This is a genomic window from Amycolatopsis solani (genome assembly GCF_033441515.1).
Taxonomy (GTDB): domain Bacteria; phylum Actinomycetota; class Actinomycetes; order Mycobacteriales; family Pseudonocardiaceae; genus Amycolatopsis; species Amycolatopsis solani.
This window is the reverse complement of the sequence record NZ_JAWQJT010000003.1, coordinates 1,786,378-1,804,691: the sequence shown is the minus strand read 5'-3', so window position 1 is coordinate 1,804,691 and position 18,314 is coordinate 1,786,378. Positions and strand designations below refer to the sequence as shown.

General features: G+C 71.0%; 15 protein-coding genes. 2 read left to right on the top strand and 13 right to left on the bottom strand.

What is annotated here, in order from left to right; genetic code table 11:
* Nucleotides 1-67: 67 nt before the first annotated feature.
* On the bottom strand, nucleotides 68-706 hold the full coding sequence (locus SD460_RS41050) for a DUF6801 domain-containing protein (RefSeq protein WP_290062286.1): 639 nt from the start codon (nucleotides 704-706) through the stop codon (nucleotides 68-70).
* 404 nt (nucleotides 707-1,110) lie between these two features.
* Here SD460_RS41050 and SD460_RS41045 point away from each other — a divergent pair, with 404 nt between their 5' ends.
* Nucleotides 1,111-2,022, top strand: coding sequence for an RCC1 domain-containing protein (locus tag SD460_RS41045; protein ID WP_290062284.1), 912 nt, complete (start codon nucleotides 1,111-1,113; stop codon nucleotides 2,020-2,022).
* Between the two features lie 42 nt (nucleotides 2,023-2,064).
* Here the strand turns inward: SD460_RS41045 and SD460_RS41040 are convergent, their stop codons facing one another.
* The 12 genes from SD460_RS41040 to SD460_RS40985 form a co-directional block, all read right to left on the bottom strand.
* Complete coding sequence (locus SD460_RS41040) at nucleotides 2,065-2,715, bottom strand: hypothetical protein (protein WP_290062283.1); 651 nt, start codon at nucleotides 2,713-2,715, stop codon at nucleotides 2,065-2,067.
* Nucleotides 2,716-2,783: 68 nt separating this feature from the next.
* Nucleotides 2,784-3,719, bottom strand: a complete 936-nt coding sequence (locus SD460_RS41035; RefSeq protein WP_318307562.1) for a hypothetical protein — start codon at nucleotides 3,717-3,719, stop codon at nucleotides 2,784-2,786.
* Nucleotides 3,716-4,219 (bottom strand): Rv1363c family protein, encoded by a 504-nt coding sequence (locus SD460_RS41030; RefSeq protein WP_290053980.1) that lies wholly within the window; start codon nucleotides 4,217-4,219, stop codon nucleotides 3,716-3,718. Before SD460_RS41030 ends, SD460_RS41035 begins: the two co-directional genes overlap by 4 nt.
* On the bottom strand, nucleotides 4,207-5,403 hold the full coding sequence (locus tag SD460_RS41025) for an MCE family protein (RefSeq protein WP_290053978.1): 1,197 nt from the start codon (nucleotides 5,401-5,403) through the stop codon (nucleotides 4,207-4,209). Before SD460_RS41025 ends, SD460_RS41030 begins: the two co-directional genes overlap by 13 nt.
* Nucleotides 5,403-6,464, bottom strand: a complete 1,062-nt coding sequence (locus SD460_RS41020) for an MCE family protein (protein WP_290053977.1) — start codon at nucleotides 6,462-6,464, stop codon at nucleotides 5,403-5,405. The genes SD460_RS41025 and SD460_RS41020 overlap by 1 nt, the downstream gene beginning before the upstream one ends.
* Nucleotides 6,461-7,495 carry an MCE family protein gene (locus tag SD460_RS41015; protein ID WP_290053975.1) on the bottom strand — a complete coding sequence of 345 codons (1,035 nt, stop codon included), beginning with the start codon at nucleotides 7,493-7,495 and terminating at the stop codon, nucleotides 6,461-6,463. The genes SD460_RS41020 and SD460_RS41015 overlap by 4 nt, the downstream gene beginning before the upstream one ends.
* Nucleotides 7,492-8,586: an MCE family protein gene (locus tag SD460_RS41010; RefSeq protein ID WP_290053973.1), complete on the bottom strand. Its 1,095-nt coding sequence runs from the start codon at nucleotides 8,584-8,586 to the stop codon at nucleotides 7,492-7,494. Before SD460_RS41010 ends, SD460_RS41015 begins: the two co-directional genes overlap by 4 nt.
* Nucleotides 8,583-9,587 carry an MCE family protein gene (locus SD460_RS41005; RefSeq protein ID WP_290053972.1) on the bottom strand — a complete coding sequence of 335 codons (1,005 nt, stop codon included), beginning with the start codon at nucleotides 9,585-9,587 and terminating at the stop codon, nucleotides 8,583-8,585. The genes SD460_RS41010 and SD460_RS41005 overlap by 4 nt, the downstream gene beginning before the upstream one ends.
* Nucleotides 9,584-10,858 (bottom strand): MCE family protein, encoded by a 1,275-nt coding sequence (locus SD460_RS41000; protein WP_290053971.1) that lies wholly within the window; start codon nucleotides 10,856-10,858, stop codon nucleotides 9,584-9,586. The genes SD460_RS41005 and SD460_RS41000 overlap by 4 nt, the downstream gene beginning before the upstream one ends.
* Complete coding sequence (locus SD460_RS40995) at nucleotides 10,855-11,706, bottom strand: MlaE family ABC transporter permease (RefSeq protein ID WP_290053969.1); 852 nt, start codon at nucleotides 11,704-11,706, stop codon at nucleotides 10,855-10,857. Before SD460_RS40995 ends, SD460_RS41000 begins: the two co-directional genes overlap by 4 nt.
* A 2-nt stretch (nucleotides 11,707-11,708) precedes the next feature.
* Nucleotides 11,709-12,503, bottom strand: a complete 795-nt coding sequence (locus tag SD460_RS40990; protein WP_086860376.1) for an MlaE family ABC transporter permease — start codon at nucleotides 12,501-12,503, stop codon at nucleotides 11,709-11,711.
* A gap of 793 nt (nucleotides 12,504-13,296) precedes the next feature.
* Complete coding sequence (locus tag SD460_RS40985; RefSeq protein ID WP_290053967.1) at nucleotides 13,297-14,292, bottom strand: LLM class flavin-dependent oxidoreductase; 996 nt, start codon at nucleotides 14,290-14,292, stop codon at nucleotides 13,297-13,299.
* 162 nt (nucleotides 14,293-14,454) lie between these two features.
* On the opposite strand from SD460_RS40985, the gene SD460_RS40980 reads away from it, so the two are divergent.
* The gene (locus SD460_RS40980) at nucleotides 14,455-18,222 is read left to right on the top strand and encodes an nSTAND1 domain-containing NTPase (protein WP_318307561.1); all 3,768 of its coding nucleotides are present in this window, start codon (nucleotides 14,455-14,457) and stop codon (nucleotides 18,220-18,222) included.
* The last annotated feature ends 92 nt before the right edge of the window (nucleotides 18,223-18,314 follow it).

Here is an 18,314-nt window from a genome sequence, read left to right as displayed (position 1 = left end):
CCCTGGGTGCGTGCGGAAGCGGCGGGTGGTCCCGGTGCGGGCGGGGCGCCCGCACCGGGAAACCCGGTCAGGAAACGGTGATGCTCGGGCTGAACGCGGTGTTCTGCGCCGGGCTGGTCACCTTGAGGGTGCAGTTCATCGTCCACGCCGACCAGGTGTTGGTCGACTTCTTGTGGAACTCCAGGTTCGCCGACAGCCCGCTCGTCAGCGACAGGGTGGCCGAGCCCGCGGTGGCCTGCGCGGTCCAGCTCGGGATGCTGGACGTCGCGACCTGCGAGATGTTCACCGTGATCGGGCCGCCGGTCGGGTAGATGACCTCCGGGATGTTCAGCCCGGTGGCCGACGGCTGCGACAGTGTGCCCGCCGACGCCGTCACCGGCACGGTCGCGATGCCCCGGATGCCGTCGTAGCCGACCGCGGTCAGCAGCGAGTGGACGGTCGCGCTGATCGTCGCCGTGCCGCCGACGTTGCTCGGCGTGACGCTGGTGCTGTGCACGACGGTGTCCGGCGCGTCGAGGTGCGCGGTGATCGCGACCGGCTGCGGCGAGATGCCGGGGAAGGTGCAGTTGTAGGTGATGCCCGCCGTGCCCCCGGCGGCGTAGGTGACGGTGGCGGCGGCCGCGGTGCCCGCGGTGAGCACCGCGATGGCGCCGATGGCGGTCGCGGTCGTGGCGATACCGGCGGACAGTCTGCTGAGTCGGGACATGCCTGTCATCTCCTTTGATTCAGTTCAGTCTCGGCTTTGGCTGATCGATTGCCCGCTGCCGTTGATCCCCCATCGCTTCACCCGCCCCGATTGCCCCGGGCGGCGGGACGCGATTCACCGGCGTGCGAGGTGGAGGTCCATCTGCCGAAATCGAGGCTACTCGCCAGTTCACTACGGAACAAGAGTTCCGGCCCCGCACGGGGGACTCGCTGGACGGGCCCGATGAATTCTTGTGCGAAGCCGCGCAGGGGTGCCGCCGGATTTGGCGGATCGTGACAAAGAACGCCGGCAACGAGGATCCGCCGACAGCCACGGTCTACCATTTGTGATCTTGCCGGGGCAAGCACGGATAACGAAACCGGAGAAATGAGGCTATCGTGCCGGGTTCTTCACGTTGTGGACGGGTGTCATTCAAGCGTGCCGCATTCGCGCTGACGGCGGCACTGGCCGTCTCGTCGTTCGCCCAGCCCGCGTCCGCGGCCACGGTGGGCGGCGTGATCGCCTGGGGCAAACCGGATTACGACGTCACGATCCCGCCGCCGGACGCGCTGACCGGGATCACCGCGGTCTCGGCGGGCAGCACGACGGCGCTGGCGCTGCAGGGCGGCAAGGTCCTCGCGTGGGGCGCGAACAACTGGGGCGCCAACGAAATCCCCGCGGCGGCGACGTCCGGCGTCAGCCAGATCGCGTCGGGCTGGGGCCACGAACTGGCCCTCAAGAACGGCAAGGTCATCGCCTGGGGCAACAACTGGTACGGCCAGACCACGCTGCCGGCGTCGGTGTCGAGCGGCGTCGTCGCGATCTCGACGTCCAACATGCACAGCCTGGCGCTGAAAACCGGGGGACTGGTCGTGAGCTGGGGAACGCGGACCGACGTGCCCGCGGCGGCGCAGTCCGGCGTCACCGCGATTTCCGCCGGTGGCGACCACAACCTGGCGCTGAAGAACGGCGGCGTGCTGGCCTGGGGCAGCAACACCTACGGCCAGTCGACCGTGCCGGCCGGGCTTTCTTCCGGTGTCACGGCGGTTTCGGCCGGGTTCAACCACAGCCTGGCGCTGAAGGCGGGCCGCGTCTACGCCTGGGGCCGCGACAACTTCCACCAGACCGAGGTGCCGCCGGAGGCGTTGTCCGATGTAGCGGGTGTCGACGCCGGGTTCAACCACAACGTGGCCTACAAGACCAACGGCGACATCGTCGTGTGGGGCTCGAACTTGGTCGGCGAGTCGAGCCCGATCTCGTGCGGGCCGGTGTTCGCCGTTTCGGCCGGGGACAACGACAGCTTCGCGCTGAAGGAAGACCCGGCCGCGCCTTGCTGACGGGCGCGGGTGGCGGGCACTCGGCCCGCCACCCGCGTGCGGTCACTTCAGGGCGGCGTCGCTGGCCAGGTCGAGAGAGATGGTGTTGCCCGGCCCCGAAACCAGGGCGCCGAGTGCGATGTCGGCGATGAAGCAGTTGGTGAACTCGGGGATGGTGTAGGTCCCCTTCACCGTGATCGCCGGCGCGGTGATGTCGATGTCCTGTGCGGACAGCGTCAGGTCGAGCGGGGTCTTCGTCTTGCAGCTGCCGGGCACGGTCGGCAGCGGGATGACCGGCACGATCGGGCCGGCCCAGATGTCGTAGATCTCCATGTTGGCCTTGGCCTTGGTGACCAGGTTGCCGTCGGCGATGGTGCCGGTGGCCGGGCCGAGCGGGGTCACCTTGACCTTGGCCTTGATCCGGAAGATGCCCGCCAGCAGGGAAATGTCGGCCTGCGACGGCGGCAGCGCGAGGTCCGCGCTGAGCCCGACCGACCCGGTCTGGTCGTCGATGAGCAGGTTGCCCTTGAGCGAACCGGGGCCGAGCTTCATGGCGCTGCCGGTCTTCTTCACCGTGGTGCTGCCGGTGACCTTGTAGGACACGGGGATCGGGATGACGTCGGCCGACGCCGGGGTCACGGCGACCCCGGTGAGCACGAGTGCCGCCGACGAGGTGAGGACGGCCAGTCTCCTCAGCTGCGTTGCCACGGACATAGTTGTTCTCCCTTTGCGTTTTCCCGTCCGTCCCGGGTGCTCCCGGAAACGGTGAAGTGCTCGCTGGTTCAGCGCGGTTCGAGAGCGGTGATCACCCAGGTGCCATCGGCGCGTTCCGCGGTCACGGAAAGCTGCGCCGCGGCGTTGTCGGTCGCATTGTTGTCGGCCCGGACGGCTGATTGATCGAGAAAGACGAGTAACCGCGCGTGATTGCTCGTGAGTTCTTGCACGGCGATCGCCGAAACGCGCGAAGTGAGGACGAGTTTCTGCTCGGGTGCTTTCTGCCGCACCTGGGCGAAGAGCTTGTCGTACGAATCCTTGGCGGCACCACGGAGAACCGCGGCGGCGGCCTTTTCGGTGACGTCGGTCCGATCGTAGGAATAGGAGAAGACCCGGTTCACGGCGAGGGTGACGGCGGAGGTGACATCGGCGGTGGCGCCGACATCGGTGAGCGCCAGGTTGGCGGCGGCGGAGGTCGCGGCGGCGGAGTGGGCTTCGAGGGTGAACCAGGTCCCGGCCCCGGCCAGGACGACGGCGGCGGCGAGGAGGAGGGCGGGCAGCCGGAGCCAGACCGGCCGGGTTGTGGCTGGGGCGGGCTCGGCTTCGGCGGCGGTTTCAGGCTCGCCGGGTTCGGGCTCGACCTCCGCCGCGGCGGTTTCGGGCTCGCCGGACTCGGGCTCGACCTCGGTCGCCGGGTCGCTGCCGGCCGGGGTGGTGGGCGCGGTGGTGGCGGCCGGCTGCTCGGCTTCGGCGGCCGCGGCTGCCGGGCCACCCACCTCACTTTCGCCGCCGCCGGCGGCGGCCGGCGGCTCGCCCGTCTCGAGCTCGGGCGCCGGAGCCGTGGTCTCGCATGCGGCCGGGCCGCGCTCGCCACCGGTCGCGGCGGGCTCGGCCTCGGCCGCTAGGTCGCCTGGCTCGGCGCCGGTCGCGGTCGTGGCGTCCATCTCCGCCTCGGCAGGCTCGGCCGGCGCGAGAACCTCCTCCACCGTCTTCGAGCGGTTCATCGGGTTCCCACCGCCAGCTGGTCGAGCGCGCTCAGCTTCCACCCGTCCGCCGTCTTCGCCAGCGCCGCCGCGAAGCGGTTGCGCTTCACCGCCGGGGACGTTCCCTGCTTCGCCATCGTGATCTCCACCGAGGCCAGCATCTTCGCCGTCCCCGCGTGCTCGTCCAGCTCGCTCAGCGCCGCGTCCAGAACCCTCCCCGTCGACACCGTCGCGTTCGCCGCCAGCGCCTGCTTCGTCTGCGCGTCCGTCCGGGCCAGCTGGTCGTGCAGCGGGCCCGTCGACGCCGACAGCCAGCGGCCCAGACCGCCCTCGACGTCGTGGTAGTCCAAGCTGTTCAGCTCCGCCACCAGCGTCCGGCCGCTCGCCAACGCCGAGTCGCGCGCGGCTCCGTACGTCACCGCCGGTTCGTGGGCCGCCGCGTACCAGGACCAGCCCGACCAGCCCGCGAACACCGCCGCGGCCAGGGAGACCGCCGCCGCTCCGTGCTTCAGCGCAGCCACAGCATCTCCTCGAGGCTCGTCTTCGTCGCCTGCGTGCCGATCGTCAGCGGCCCCACCGGCACCGCGTCCGGGACCGGCGGGTGCGGGGCGTTCTGCGTGCCGCGCACCGAGCTCTCGTTGCCGTACGGCAACGTGCACGCCGCGTCGGTGTTCAGCGGCAACGGCGAGAGGTCCCGGCTCGAGCGGTGCGGGGTGTCTTCGTAGCCCTGCAGGCACGACGGCGGGTTGTCGAAGTTGAGCACCAGGCCCATCCGCAGCACGTGACGGTCGTCGTCGATGGCCGAGCCGACGGCCGCCACCGCGCGGGGGACGTTCGCCAGCAGCGTCTCCTCCGCCGCCGTGCGGGTGCCGAACACCCGCGCCGTCGTCAGCAGGTTGGCCAGCACGATCGGCAGGCCCGGGTCGTTCTCCTTCAGCAGCGACGAAAGCTGCGTCGCCGCCGGGGGCGCGGTCGTGATCAGGCGCCGGAGGTCGCCGTCGGACTTGGCCAGCTGCTGGGCGAACACGCGGGCGTTGCCGCTGAACGAGCGCCACTGGGCCGACGAATCCACCTGGGTGCGCAGCACGGTTGCGCCGTCGTTGATCAGCTTCGACGTCTGCGGCAGGTGCGCGCCCGCCTGCTGGGTGAACTCCGTCGCCGTGTCCAGCAAGGTCTGGAGGTCCGGGCCCGAACCGCGCAGGGCGTCGTCGAGCTCGTTCACCACCGTGCGCAGGTCCTGCGTCGGCACCGACGCCGTGAACGAGTCCAGGTCGGTCAGCAGGTTGTTGACCGGCAGCGGCAGCGTGGTCGATTCGCGCTGGATGACCGAGTTCCCGTCCAGGAACGGCCCGCCGGAGGTGCGCGGCTGCAGGTCGACGTACTGCTCGCCGACCGCCGACCGGTTCGCGACCACCGCTTTCGAGTCCGCCGGGATGGGCGGGGCGCCGTCGTCGATCAGCAGGTCGGCTTCGGTCCCGGTGAGGGTGAGCCGCAGTTCGCCGACGCGGCCGACGGCGACGCCGCGGTAGGTCACTTCGCCGTTCGTGAACAGCCCGCCTCCCTCGGCCAGCTCGAGCCGGACCGTGTAGCTGCCGGAGCCGAACAACCGGCCGAGCCCGGCGTAGTTCGCGCCGACGAACGCCGTCGTGGCCAGCGCGATCACGATGAACAGCACGACCTGGATCCGCACCCTGCGCGTGAGCATCACTGACCTCCCGAGGGGAGCGGGAGCTGCGGCAAGCCGGGCGGCACGCCCTCGCCGGCCGGCGGCAGCGGCACCCCGGGGGCCGGGATCACCGAGGCGTAGGCGTTGATGTAGTCGCCCTTCACCGCGGGCAGCACCGAGTCCGGGAACGGGAACGTCGGCAGCAGCTGCAGCGACTGCGGCAGGTCTTCGCCGGCCTTGGCCAGCTGCCCGAGGATCGGCGCGAGCGCACGCAGGTCCGCGACCATGTCGTCGCGGCTGCGGTCGACGACGTCGGTGGCCACGGTCGAGAGCCGGTCGAGCGCCTGCAGCATCGAGACGAGCTGGGTGCGCTGGTCGGTGAGCGCTTGCAGCCCCGGCGTCAGGTCGGTCAAGGCGCCGGAGACCTGGTCGTGGCGGTTCGCGAGCGTCGCCGACAGCCGGTTCATGCCGTCGAGGGCTTCGGTGATGTCCGAGCGGTGCGCGTCCAGGTCGGTCATCAGGGTGTTCACCCCGGACAGGAACGAGCGGATCTGCGCCTCGTTGCCGTCCATCACCTTCGACAGCTCGCGGTTGATGGTCTGCAGCTGCCCGATGCCGCCGCCGTTGAGCAGCAGCGAAAGGGCGCCGAAGATCTCCTCGAACTCGGGGTTGCGGTTGGTCCGGTCCACGGTGATCGTGGCCCCGTCCACCAGCCGCGCGGTCCCGGAGCCGGACGTCGTGCCGTCCGGGGCGGCCAGCTCGACGAACTTCTCGCCGAGCAGGCTGGACTGGCGCAGCCGGGCGATCGCGTTCGCGGGCAGGGCGACGTCGCCGTTGACCTCCAGCACGGTTTCGGCCGTCCAGCCGTCGCCGCCCAGCCGGATCTCCCGCACCCGCCCGACCGGGACGTCGCCGACCTTCACCGCGGCCTGCGGCACCAGGTCGAGCACGTCGGCGAACTGCACGGTCACCGAGTACGGGTGGTCGCCGACGTCGGCGCCGCCCGGCAGCGGCAGGTCGTAGACACCCTTGAACTCACCCGAAGAGCAGCCCGCGAGCAGCAGGCACCCGACGGCCGCGGTGGCGAGGACCCGTTTCACCGGCCACCCCCGTTGGTGTAGACGTCGCCGGTGACCGGCAGCGGCAGCGCCGTGAGGTAGTAGTCGAGGTTCTCGCGCCCGAGCAGCCGCCCGGTGGCCGGGTCGACCGCGTTGAGCACGTTCGTCACCGCCAGCGGGACGGCGTCGATCGTGCCCGCCAGCGAGGCGCGCTGCTCGACGAGCGTCCGCGTGGTCGTCACCAGATTGTCCACATTGGACTTGAGCGCGCCGCGGTTGTCCCGGATGAACGCCTGGACGTCGGCGAGCGCGCGGCCGAGGCCGTTCAGAGCCTGCCCCAGCTCGCCGCTGTTGGCGGCCAGCGTGCCCGAAATCTGCGAGAGCTGCTGGTTCACGCTGCCGACCTGCTGGTCGTTGGTGGCCAGCATGGTCGTGAACCGCTGGAGCTCGTCGACCGTGCCGAACAGGTCGCCCGAGTTCCCGGCCAGCGTGCGCGCCAGCTGCGCGAAGTTGCGCACGCTGTCGTTGAACGCACGGCCGTTGCCCTGCAGGTTCTGCGCCCCGGTCTTGAGCAGGTCCGACAGCGCGCCCTGGGAGTTGGCGCCGTCCGGGCCCAGCGCCTTCGACAGCGTGTCGAGGCTGGCGTAGAGCTGGTCCATTTCCACCGGGGTCGCGGTGCGCCGCACCGGGATCGACGCGCCGTCCGGCAGCCGCGGCCCGCCGCGCGCCGGCTTGGCGAACTGGACGTACCGGTCGGCGACGACGCTGGGCGCGATCACCAGCACCGTGGTGTCCTCGGCGATGCCGACCGAGCCGTCGACCGTCATGTCGACCTGCACCTGCTCGCCGCGCGGGGTGACCGCGTCGACCTGGCCGATCCGGACGCCCAGCACCCGGACGTCGGACCCGGCGTAGACGCCGACCGCGCGGGTGAAGAAGGCCGTCACGTGGTGCTGCCCGCTGCCGGAGAACACCCACCACAACGCCGCCGTCACGACGAGGGCGAGCAGCAGGGCGGCGGCGATGAACCGGCTCGTCAGGACCCCGGCGCGGGTGGTGGTCAGCGCGCTCACTTCGTCCCTCCCTGGTTACCAATCCGACCGGAAGTAGGCCGGCCCCCGAGCGGGACTGAACCATTGCTACGAAAGCCATCGGCCGTGGCTGTAGTCGGATTGGTAACGAACGGCACAGTCTTCGGCACGGTGCACGGGTCGTGGTTCTCCGGGATCAGCCCGCAGAGGTATGCGTCGATCCAGCGGCCGTTGCCGGTCGTGTTGGTGACCACCCGGAAGTACGGCCCGGCCAGCTGCAGGCCCTTGGTCAGGTTGTCGTTCTGCCGCTTGAGCAGGTCGGTCACCTGGCTCAGCGACTGCAGGGCCGGCTTGAGCTGGTCGGCGTTGTCCTTCACCAGCCCGCTGAGCTGCTCGGCCAGCCGCGCCGAGCCGGTGAGCAGGTCGTGGATCGCGTCGCGGCGCCGGTTCAGTTCGGTGAGCAGCAGGTTCCCGTCGTCGATGAGCTTCTCGAAGTCGTCGTTCGAGTTCGCCAGCGTCGTGGTCAGCTGCCGCGCGTTCGCGAGCAGTTCGGCGATCTGGCTGTCCCGGCTCGACACCGTCTGCGACAGCTGGGAAAGCCCGTCGAGCGCGCTGCGGACGTGCTCGGGGGAGTTGCGGAAGGTGTCCGACAGCGTGGTGAAGCTGTCCGCGAGCTGCTTGGTGTCGATCGCGCCGACGGTGTCGGCCAGTCCGTTGAAGGCGTCGGTGACGTCGTAGGGCGTGACCGTCCGGGCCCGCGGGATCGGCCGGTCCGGGTCCTGGACGCCGTCGCCGGTCGGGTTCAGCGCGAGGAACTTGCGGCCCAGCAACGTCTTGATCTTGATCTCGGCCGACGTGCGGTCGCCGATCCAGGCGTTCTTGACCCGGAAGGACACGAGGACGTGGTCGTCGGCCAGCTCGACGTTCCGGACCTCGCCGACCTTGATGCCGGCGACCCGGACCTCGTCGTCCGCCTGCAGGCCGGCGGCCTCGGAGAACTCAGCCTCGTAGGTCGTGCCGCCGCCGACGATCGGCAGGTTGTCGTAGTTGAACGTGACGGTCAGCAGCGCCGCCAGCGCGACGCTGCCGATGGCGCCGAGGACGAGGGGGTTGCGTTCCTTGAAGGACTTCACGAGTCACACCTCGGCGTGGGGACGATGACGCCGCGCGGGGGCGTGGTCTGCAGGACACCCGTGCAGAGGAAGAAGTTCATCCACGAGCCGTAGGAGGACACCCGGCCGATTTCGGTGAACTTCACCGGGAGGTTCGTCAAGAAGCTGTCCACATCGGACTGGTTCTGGACCAGGCCGCCGGCCAGCTCCTTCAGCCCGGCGATGCTGTTCTTCAGCGGCGGCCGGGCCTGTTCGAACAGCCCCGCGGTGGACTGCGTGAGGTCGCCGATACCGCTGATCGCGTCACCGATCGCGGCGCGGTCGCCGGCCAGCCCGGACACCAGCTGCCGCAGCGTGGACACGAGGTTCGCCAGCGCGTCGCCCTTGCCGTTGACCGTCTTCAGCACCGAGTTGAGGTTCCCGATCACCTCGCCGATCACCTTGTCGCGCCCGGCGAGGGTGGTGGTCAGCGAACCGGTGTGGGCGAGCAGGCTTTCGACGGTGCCGCCTTCGCCCTGCAGCACCTGGACGATCTCGCCGGACAGCTCGTTGACGTCGTTCGGCGACAGCGCCTGGAACAGCGGCTTGAAGCCGTTGAACAGGTCGGTGAGGTCGAGCGCGGGAGTCGTGCGCTCCAGCGGGATCTCGCCGCCCTCGGGCAGCTGCTCCCGGGTCGCGGTGCTCCCGCGCTCCAGCGCGATGTAGCGCTGGCCGACCATGTTGCGGTACTTGATGACCGCCTTCACGTCGGCGGGCAGCCGGCGGCCCTGGTCGAGGGAGAACGCGACCAGCGCCCGGTTGTGGTCGGCGATGTCGAGCGACTCGACCTGGCCGACCCGCACGCCGGAGATGCGCACGTCGTCGCCGACGTTCAGCGAGGTCGCGTCGAGGAACTTCGCCGTGTAGCGCTCGGTGGCGCCGACGCCGGTGTTCGTGATGGAGACGGCCAGCAGCGTCGTCGCGAGCGCCGTGACGGCGATGAAGATCAGGCTCTTGATCAGTGGGGAGGCGATGTTCCTCACTTGAGCTTCACCTCCGTGCCGCGGTAGAGCGGCCCGACGAGCACGCTGCTCCACGCCGGGACGTCGGCGGCCGGCACGCCGATGGAGGGCGCGACCAGGGTGGCCAGCAGCTGCTCCTCCTGCGGCGAGTTCGCGACGCCGAGGTCGCCCTGCCCGCCGGTCAGCAGCGGGTGCCCGGTGCTCCCGGGCGCCGCGGCGGCGGTGCCGGTCGTCGGGGCCACCCCGGAGGGGTAGCAGCGCGGCTCGCCACCGGCGGTGTAGCGCGGGTCGTCCTTGCCGGGCAGGTACTTCCCGCTGTCCTTGGTGACGGCGACGTCGGCGTGCAGGCCCGGCTGGCCGGTGCCGGCGCCGAGCACCTGGTCCATGGATTTCCTCAGTGCGTTGAGCGAAGCGAGGGTGCAGGCGAAGCTGGGGGAGTACTTCGCCGCGATCTCCAGCGGCGCGCGGCTGTCGGCGGCCAGGGAGATGAGGTTGTCGCGGTTGTTCGCCAGGAACGCCGTGACCTCCTGCGAAGACGACGTCACCTGCTGGTAGACCCCGGCCAGCTCGCTCTGCTTCTCCTTGACCGTGTTGAGCGTGACGGCGGACGCGGTGAGCGCGTCCAGGAGGTCGGGCGCGATGTCGCCGTAAAGGTTCGAGACGGTGGCGAGGTCGTGGATGTCCGACGTCAGCTGGGGGAGGTCGGGGGTGAACTCCTTGAGGTAGGCGTCCGCGGTGCCGATCGTCTTTCCGAGCTGCTCACCGCGGCCCTGCAGTGCCGTCGAAACCGCGGTCAGCGTGGTCGCGAGCTTCTGCGGCTGGACGGCCTGCAGCACCGGCAGCAGGTTGTCGAAGACGCGTTCCAGCTCGATCGCGTTGGCCGAGCGGTCCTGCTCGATCGTGTCGCCGGCGCTCAGGTGCGGGGCGCGGGCGCCGTCCGGGATGGACAGCTGGACGTACCGCTCGCCGAACAACGTCTTCGGCACGAGCAGCGCGGAAACGTTGCGCGGCAGCATGTCCACCTTGCCGGGCTCGAGAGCAAGCGCTATCTCGGCGCCCTGCGGCGTCGCGCGGACGTCGCGGATCTCCCCGACGAGCACCCCGCGGGCCTTGACCTGCCCGCCCGGGGAGAGCTGGTTGCCGATGCGGCTCGCTTTGAGCGTCACCGGGACGGTGCTGACGAAGTCCTTGTCGTACACCTTGATCGAGAGCGTCACGAGCACGCCCATCACCACCAGGAACAGCACGCCCGCGGTGCGGATCCCGGCCTTGCGGCGGGTTTCGCGGCTCATCCGGCCACCTGCACGGTCGTCGTCGCGCCCCAGATGGCCAGTGACAGGAAGAAGTCGAGCACGCTGATCGCGACGATCGCGGTGCGGACGGCGCGGCCCACCGCGACGCCGACGCCGGCCGGGCCGCCGCTCGCGCGGAAGCCGTAGTAGCAGTGCGCCAGCACCACGACGACGCTGAACACCAGCACCTTCCCGAACGACCACAGGACGTCGCCGGGGGGCAGGAACAGCAGGAAGTAGTGGTCGTAGGTGCCCGCGGACTGGCCGAAGAACCACACGGTGATCTGCCGCGAGGCGAGGTAGCTCGACAGCAGCCCGATGGCGTAGAGCGGGATGACGGCGAGGAAGCCGGCGATCACCCGGGTCGTCACCAGGTACGGGACGCTCGGGATACCCATGACCTCGAGCGCGTCGATCTCCTCGGAGATCCGCATCGCGCCGAGCTGCGCGGTGAACCCGCAGCCGACGGTGGCGGACAGGGCGAGGCCGCTCACCAGCGGCGCGATCTCCCGCGTGTTGAAGTAGGCGGAGACGAACCCGGCGAACGCCGACGTCCCGACCTGGTTGAGCGCGGAGTAGCCCTGCAGGCCGACGACCGTGCCGGTGGCGACGGTCATCCCGATCATCACGCCGATCGTGCCGCCGATGACGGCGAGCGCCCCGCTGCCGAAGCTGACTTCGGCGAGCAGGCGGACGATCTCGCGCAGGTAGCGGTGGAGCGCGCGCGGGATCCAGGCGATCGCGCGGAGGAAGAAGAGGATCTGGTCGCCGAGGGTGTCGAGGAAACCGAACCGGCGGTCGACGGCTTCGCGCACGCGCGCCGATCTCGGGAGTTCCGTGGTGGTCACGTTCAGCTCCCCTTGGGCGGCACGAGTTGCAGGTACACGGTGGTGAGCACCAGGTTCAGCACGAACAGCAGCAGGAACGTGATGACGACGGACTGGTTGACGGCGTCGCCGACGCCCTTCGGCCCGCCCTTGGGGTTCAGCCCCCGGTAGGCGGCGACCACCCCGGCGACGAAACCGAAGATGAGGGCCTTGATCTCGCTGATCCACAGGTCGGGCAGCTGGGCGAGGGCGGAGAAGCTCGCCAGGTACGCGCCCGGGGTCCCGTGCTGCATGATCACGTTGAAGAAGTAACCGCCGAGCACGCCGACCACGCTGACCATGCCGTTGAGGAAGATCGCGACCCCCATCGCGGCGAGCACCCGCGGCACGATCAGCCGCTGCACGGGCGAGACGCCGAGCACTTCCATGGCGTCGATCTCTTCGCGGATGGTCCGGGACCCGAGGTCGGCGCACATGGCGCTGCCGCCCGCGCCGGCGATCAGCAGAGCGGTGACGATCGGGCTGGCCTGCTGGATGATCGCGAGGACGCTCGCCGCGCCGGTGAACGACTGCGCGCCGATCTGCGTGGTCAGCGACCCGATGTGCAGCGCGATGACCGCGCCGAACGGGATCGAGACCAGTGCCGTCGGCAGGATCGAGACGCTCGCGATGAACCAGAACTGCTGGACCAGCTCACGCACCTGGAACGGGCGGCGGAACGTCAGCCGGACGACGTCCAGCCCCAGCCCGTAGAGCCGTCCGGTCTGCCGCAGCGCGGCGGCCCCGGGGAACGACGCCGTCGTCGTCCGTTCGGCCATTCGTGTGCCTCCCCAGCGGTTTCGGCGGCACGCCGAATACACCCGAGGTGAGCAAGGGGAAATGGTCCGAACGGGGTAACAATTGTCGGCCATTCACGGTCTCGGGGGACACCGTGCCGTTTCCTACTGGTCGGTACGCTAACGACGGCCGTGATGGGAGACAAGAACTTGAGCAGGATCACGCGGTCACGGGCTGGTAACCGGGCATTTCTTGTCGAGTACTGACAAACGGCCTCGATCTTGTTGTCAGTGTAGGGAAAGAAATTCGCCGCCGACGCCCGGCGCGGGTGGGTGAGCTTGCACGGTCGTAACCATTCCCGTTCACCGGAACGCGGAGCTTGCCCCACACGCGGGCGAGGGTAGGCGGCCCGGTGCCGCACGTCCAGAGATGCCAGGAACGTCCCCTTCATGCGTGTGCTGCGGGCGCGCCGGGGGTCGCGAATGACTCATTGGGGACGTCGGCGGTCCCGAATGAGTCATTCGCGGCACTCGTGGCGAGCGGTGGCGGCCGGTGCGGGGCGGGACTTGCGGGTGGACGTCACGAGCGGGTCGTTCGCCTGCCGGGCGTCACGGCTTCGGCGAAGTCCGGGCGAGGGCGGCGAGCCTGCCGGTGGCGGGAGTGCCCGAAGGTCGCGAATGACTCATTGGGGACCTCCCCGGTCCCCAATGCGTCATTCGCGGCACCGGGAAGGGCGGGTTGAAGGCCGCCGCGATCGGCCGCGCCAAGGGCCCCGGCAATGCCAGGGCCCGTGGCGTCACTCCGGCCGTCAGCGCACCCCTCGCCGGAGACGGGTCAGGACGTCAGGCCGGCGATCAGCTCGTACGAGCGGATCCGGTCCGCGTGGCCGTGCACCATCGTCGTGATCATCAGCTCGTCCGCGCCCGTGTCGGCCAGCAGCTGCTCGAATCCCTTTTGGACCGTCTCCGGCGAGCCGATGATGCTCGAGCCGAACCGGTCGGCCAGGAACGCCCGGTCGATCTCCGTGTACGGGTACTCCGCGGCCTCCTCCGGCGTCGGCAGCGCGATCGGCCGCCCGCGGCGCAGGCTCAGGAACGTCAGCCCCGACGGCCCCGCCAGGAACTGGGCGCGCTCGTCCGTCTCGGCCGCGACCACCGACACGCCCAGCATCACGTACGGCTCGGAAAGAACCGAAGACGGCTGGAAGTTCTCGCGGTACAGCTGCACCGCCGGGATCGTGTTCTCGGCCGCGAAGTGGTGCGCGAAGGAGAACGGCAGCCCCAGCCGGCCGGCGAGCTGGGCGCTGAAGCCGCTGGAGCCCAGCAGCCACACCGGCGGCTGGTTGCCCTCGGCGACCACCGCGTTGACGCCGCGGGCCTCCGAATGGGTGAAGTAGCCGATCAGCTCCTGGAGGTGCTCCGGGAAGTTGTCGGCCGACAGCCCGCCGGGGCCGCGCAGGGCCAGCGCCGTGCGCTGGTCGGTGCCGGGCGCGCGGCCGATGCCGAGGTCGATGCGGCCCGGGTGGAACGCCTCCAGCGTGCCGAACTGCTCGGCGACCACCAGGGGCGCGTGGTTGGGCAGCATCACGCCGCCCGAGCCGACGCGGATGCGCTCGGTCGCGTCGGCGACGTGGCCGATCAGCACCGGAGTCGCCGAGCTGGCGATGCCGGGCATGTTGTGGTGCTCGGCCAGCCAGTAGCGGTGGTAGCCCAGCCGTTCCGCGGCGCGGGCGAGGTCCAGGGTGTTGCGCAGCGTCTCGCCGACGGTGTTCCCCTCCGACACGGGGGACAGGTCGAGCACGGACAGCGGCACGTCAGGCAGTGAGCTCACAACCGGGGTCAACGCCCCGGTGCCCGTTTTGCTTCCCGGACGGCGGTGACGATCTTCACGCCGTTCGCGCGGATCGGGCCCGGAACGGACCGCAATGGCGATACGGTGTCCGAATCGGAAAAGAGCAATACAGGAGGACGGGTGCCGCGTCCGGAGCGACCCTTGGATCCCGGGGACGATCTGCTGACCGAATTCGCCGCCGATCTCCGGCGTTTGCGCGAGAGCGCCGGGAACCCCACTTATCGCGAGCTCGGCCGGCGCGCGCACTACTCGGCCGGCACGCTGTCCGAAGCCGCCGGCGGGCGGAAACTCCCCAGCTTGGCCGTGACTTTGGCCTACGTACGGGCCTGCGGCGGGGTGCCCGGTGAATGGGAAGAGCGGTGGCACGCCGCCGCCGAAGAGTCCCGCCGGGACGGTGCCGATTCACCGCCCGACCCCGAACCCGGCGAAATTCCCCCTTACGTGGGCCTGTCCGCATTCACCTCAGCTGATGCACGGCGATTCTTCGGCCGGGACAGTTTGGTCGAAAAACTCGTCGCGCGACTGGCGGGACAACGTTTTCTCGCCGTCCTCGGCGCGTCCGGCTCGGGCAAGTCCTCACTCCTGCGCGCCGGCCTGCTGCCCGCCGTCAAGGGCCCGGTGGTGCTGCTCACCCCGGGCGCCCACCCGCTGCGGGAGTGCGCGGTCAAGTTCGCCGCCGCCCTCGGCGTCCCGGCCGGCGCCCTGCTCGACGACTTCGCCGCCCACCCGCGCAACCTGGGACTGGCCGCCCGCCAGCTGACCGACGACGGCGGCGAGGACGTCGTGCTGGTCGTCGACCAGTTCGAAGAGGTCTTCACGCTCTGCCAGGACGACGAGGAGCGCGCCCGCTTCCTCGACGCGCTGGTCGCCGCCACCGCCGAGCCGGACAGCCGGACGCGGGTGGTGCTCGGCATCCGCACCGACTTCTACACCCACTGCGCGCGGCACGCGGTGCTCGCCGAGGCGATGCAGGACGCCCAGGTCCTGGTCGGCCCGATGACCACCGAGGAGCTGCGCCAGGCCATCTCGCGGCCCGCCGTCGACACCGGCCACCGCGTCGAGAACGCGCTGGTCTCCCGGCTCGTCGCGGACGCCACCGGCCAGCCCGGCGTGCTGCCGCTGCTGTCCCACGCGCTGCTGGAGACGTGGCGGCGGCGCCGCGGCACCACCCTCACCCTCGCCGGGTACGAGTCGACCGGCGGCATCGAGCGGGCCATCGCGCAGACGTCCGAACGCACGTTCGCGAAGTTCTCGGCCCGCCAGCAGCGGCTCGCCCGGCAGATCTTCCTCCGGATGACCGCGCTCGGCGAAGGCACCGAAGACACCAAGCGCCGGATCAGCCGCGCCGAACTCGACACCGACGACGAAGACACCGCCGTCGTCCTCGGCGAGCTGGCCGCGGCCCGGCTGGTCGCCCTCGACGACACCGGCATCGAGATCACCCACGAAGCCCTGATCCGCGGCTGGCCGCGGCTGCGCGAGTGGCTCACCCAGGACCGCGAAGGCCTGCGCGTGCACCGGCAGCTCACCGAGGCGACCGGGGCCTGGGAGTCCGTCGACGAAGACCCCGGCTGGCTCTACCGCGGCACCCGGCTGGCCATCGCGCGGGAGTGGGCCGCGCGCCAGGACTCCGCGCTGTCCCGTCGGGAACGGCGGTTCCTCGACGCGAGCCTCGCCGTCGAACACGCCGAGCAGGAGCGCGACCGGCGTCGCACCCGGCGGCTGCGGCAGCTGGTCGCGCTGCTCGCGGTGCTGCTCGTCTTCGCGGTGGGCGCCACCGTCTACGCGGTCCGCGCCGAGTCGACGGCCACCGACCAGCGCAACAGCGCGCTCGCCCAGAAGGTCGCGGGCCAGGCGCTGGCCATGCGCGCCACCAACCCGGCGCTGGCCGCGCAGCTCGCGCTCGCCGCGTACCGCCTCGACCCGGGCGCCGACGAGCGCAGCAGTGTGCTCGGCATGTTCGCGACGCCGTACTCCACGCGGATCACCGGGCACACCGGCCGCGTCAACACCGTCGCGCTCCGCCCGGACGGCCGGGTCATGGCCACCGCGAGCTGGGACGGCACCGCGCGGCTGTGGGACACCGCCGACCCGCACCACCCGGTGCCGCTGGGCACCCTCGCCGGGCACACCGGCAACGTCAACAACGTCGCCTTCGCCGCCGACGGCCGGACCGTCGCCACCGCGGGCTTCGACGGTACGGTCCGCGTCTGGGACGTCTCCGACCCGGCGCGCCCGGGCCCCGGCACCGTCGTCGAGCAGCACGAAGGCAAGTCCTACGCCGTCGCCTTCAGCCCGGCCGGGCCGCTGCTGGCGACCGCCGACGTCACCGGCACGCTCCGCCTGTACAACACCACCGACCCGGCCCGCCCGCGCCCGCTGGGCGAACTGACCGGGCACACCTCCTACGTCAACAACCTCGCCTTCAGCGCCGACGGCAAGCTGCTCGCCTCCGCGTCGGCCGACAAGACCGCGCGGGTCTGGGACGTCGCTTCGCGGACGCCCCTCGGCGTGGCGGCCGGGCACACCGACGTCGTGCACTCGGTGGCCTTCAGCCCGGACGGGCGGACCCTCGCCACGGCGAGCCAGGACCAGACCGCGCGGCTGTGGGACGTCGGCGACCCGGCCCGCCCGGCGCCGCTGGCGTCGCTCACCGCGCACAAGGCGACCGTGCGCTCGGTCGCGTTCACCGCGGACGGGCGCACCCTCGCGACCACCGGCTTCGACCGCACGGCCCGGCTGTGGGACGTCACGGACCCGAAGCAGCCTCGCGAGCGGCTGTCGCTGCCGGGGCACATCGGCGCGGTCGGCTCCGCGGTGTTCACCCGCGACGGCCGCACGCTCGCCACGGCCAGCGACGACCAGACCGCCCGGCTCTGGGACCTGCCCGGCCCCGGCATCCCGGCGCACACGGCCCAGGCCTGCCACGTCGCCTTCGGCCGGGACGGCAAGCTGCTCGCCACGAGCGGCTACGACAAGGCCGTCCGGCTGCACGACCGCGCCGACCCGGCCGCGCCGCGCGTCCTCGCCACGATCGGCGGCTTCGGTGAAGCGGTCTGCGGCGTCGCGATCAGCCCGGACGGCCGCACCCTGGCCACCGGCAGCTGGGACCACACGATGGCGGTGCGGGACATCACCGACCCGGCGCACCCGGGACCGCCGACGGTGTTCAACCGCTACCACGACGACATCGACGCGGTCGCTTTCAGCCCGGACGGCAGGTTGCTGGCGACGGCGGGCGACGGCCACACCGCGCGGCTGTGGGACCTCGCCGACCGCCTCCACCCGGTGGAGATCGCGAAGCTGGCGGGCCACGAGGACGACGTCCACACGCTCGCGTTCAGCCCGGACGGCCGCACCCTGGCCACCGCTGGCTGGGACCACACTGCGCGGCTCTGGGACGTCTCGGCCCCGCGGGCCCCGCGGGCCCCGCGGGCACTGGCGACGCTCGCCGGGCACACCGACACGATCTTCTCGATCGCCTTCAGCCCGGACGGGAAGCACGTCGCCACCGGGAGCGCCGACCGCACGATCCGGCTCTGGGACGTCACGAACCCCGTCTCGACGGTGCTGGCCGGCCACACGGACATCGTCATGTCGGTGTCCTTCAGCGGCGACGGCCGCACGCTCGCCTCGGGCAGCTACGACCGGACGATCCGGCTGTGGGACGTCGCCACCGCGTCGCCGAAGGCGGTCCTGCCCGAAGAACGCGACCGCGTCTACGCCGTGCAGTACGCGCCCGACGGGCACACACTGGCCGGTGGGGGCGCGGACGGAACGGTACGGTTGTGGGAAACCGATCCTGACCGGGCGGCCGAACGGATTTGCGCGGTGACGGCGCCCCGGATCGGCGAGGCCGAGTGGACGGCGAGCCTGCCGGGCCTCGATTACGCGCCGCCCTGCCCGTGACGTTGTCCGGCGTTGTTGTTCGGCGTTGTTGTTCGGCGTTGTTGTTCGGTGGCGGCGCGCGGACACCGAACAACGCGGATCGACTAGACATG

What these genes read in the sequence shown, in the direction of transcription:
- SD460_RS41050 (WP_290062286.1), bottom strand. Translation starts at nt 706, where the DNA reads ATGTCCCGACTCAGCAGACTGTCCGCCGGTATCGCCACGACCGCGACC.
- SD460_RS41040 (WP_290062283.1), bottom strand. Translation starts at nt 2,715, where the DNA reads ATGTCCGTGGCAACGCAGCTGAGGAGACTGGCCGTCCTCACCTCGTCG.
- SD460_RS41035 (WP_318307562.1), bottom strand. Translation starts at nt 3,719, where the DNA reads ATGAACCGCTCGAAGACGGTGGAGGAGGTTCTCGCGCCGGCCGAGCCT.
- SD460_RS41025 (WP_290053978.1), bottom strand. Translation starts at nt 5,403, where the DNA reads ATGCTCACGCGCAGGGTGCGGATCCAGGTCGTGCTGTTCATCGTGATC.
- SD460_RS41000 (WP_290053971.1), bottom strand. Translation starts at nt 10,858, where the DNA reads ATGAGCCGCGAAACCCGCCGCAAGGCCGGGATCCGCACCGCGGGCGTG.
- SD460_RS40990 (WP_086860376.1), bottom strand. Translation starts at nt 12,503, where the DNA reads ATGGCCGAACGGACGACGACGGCGTCGTTCCCCGGGGCCGCCGCGCTG.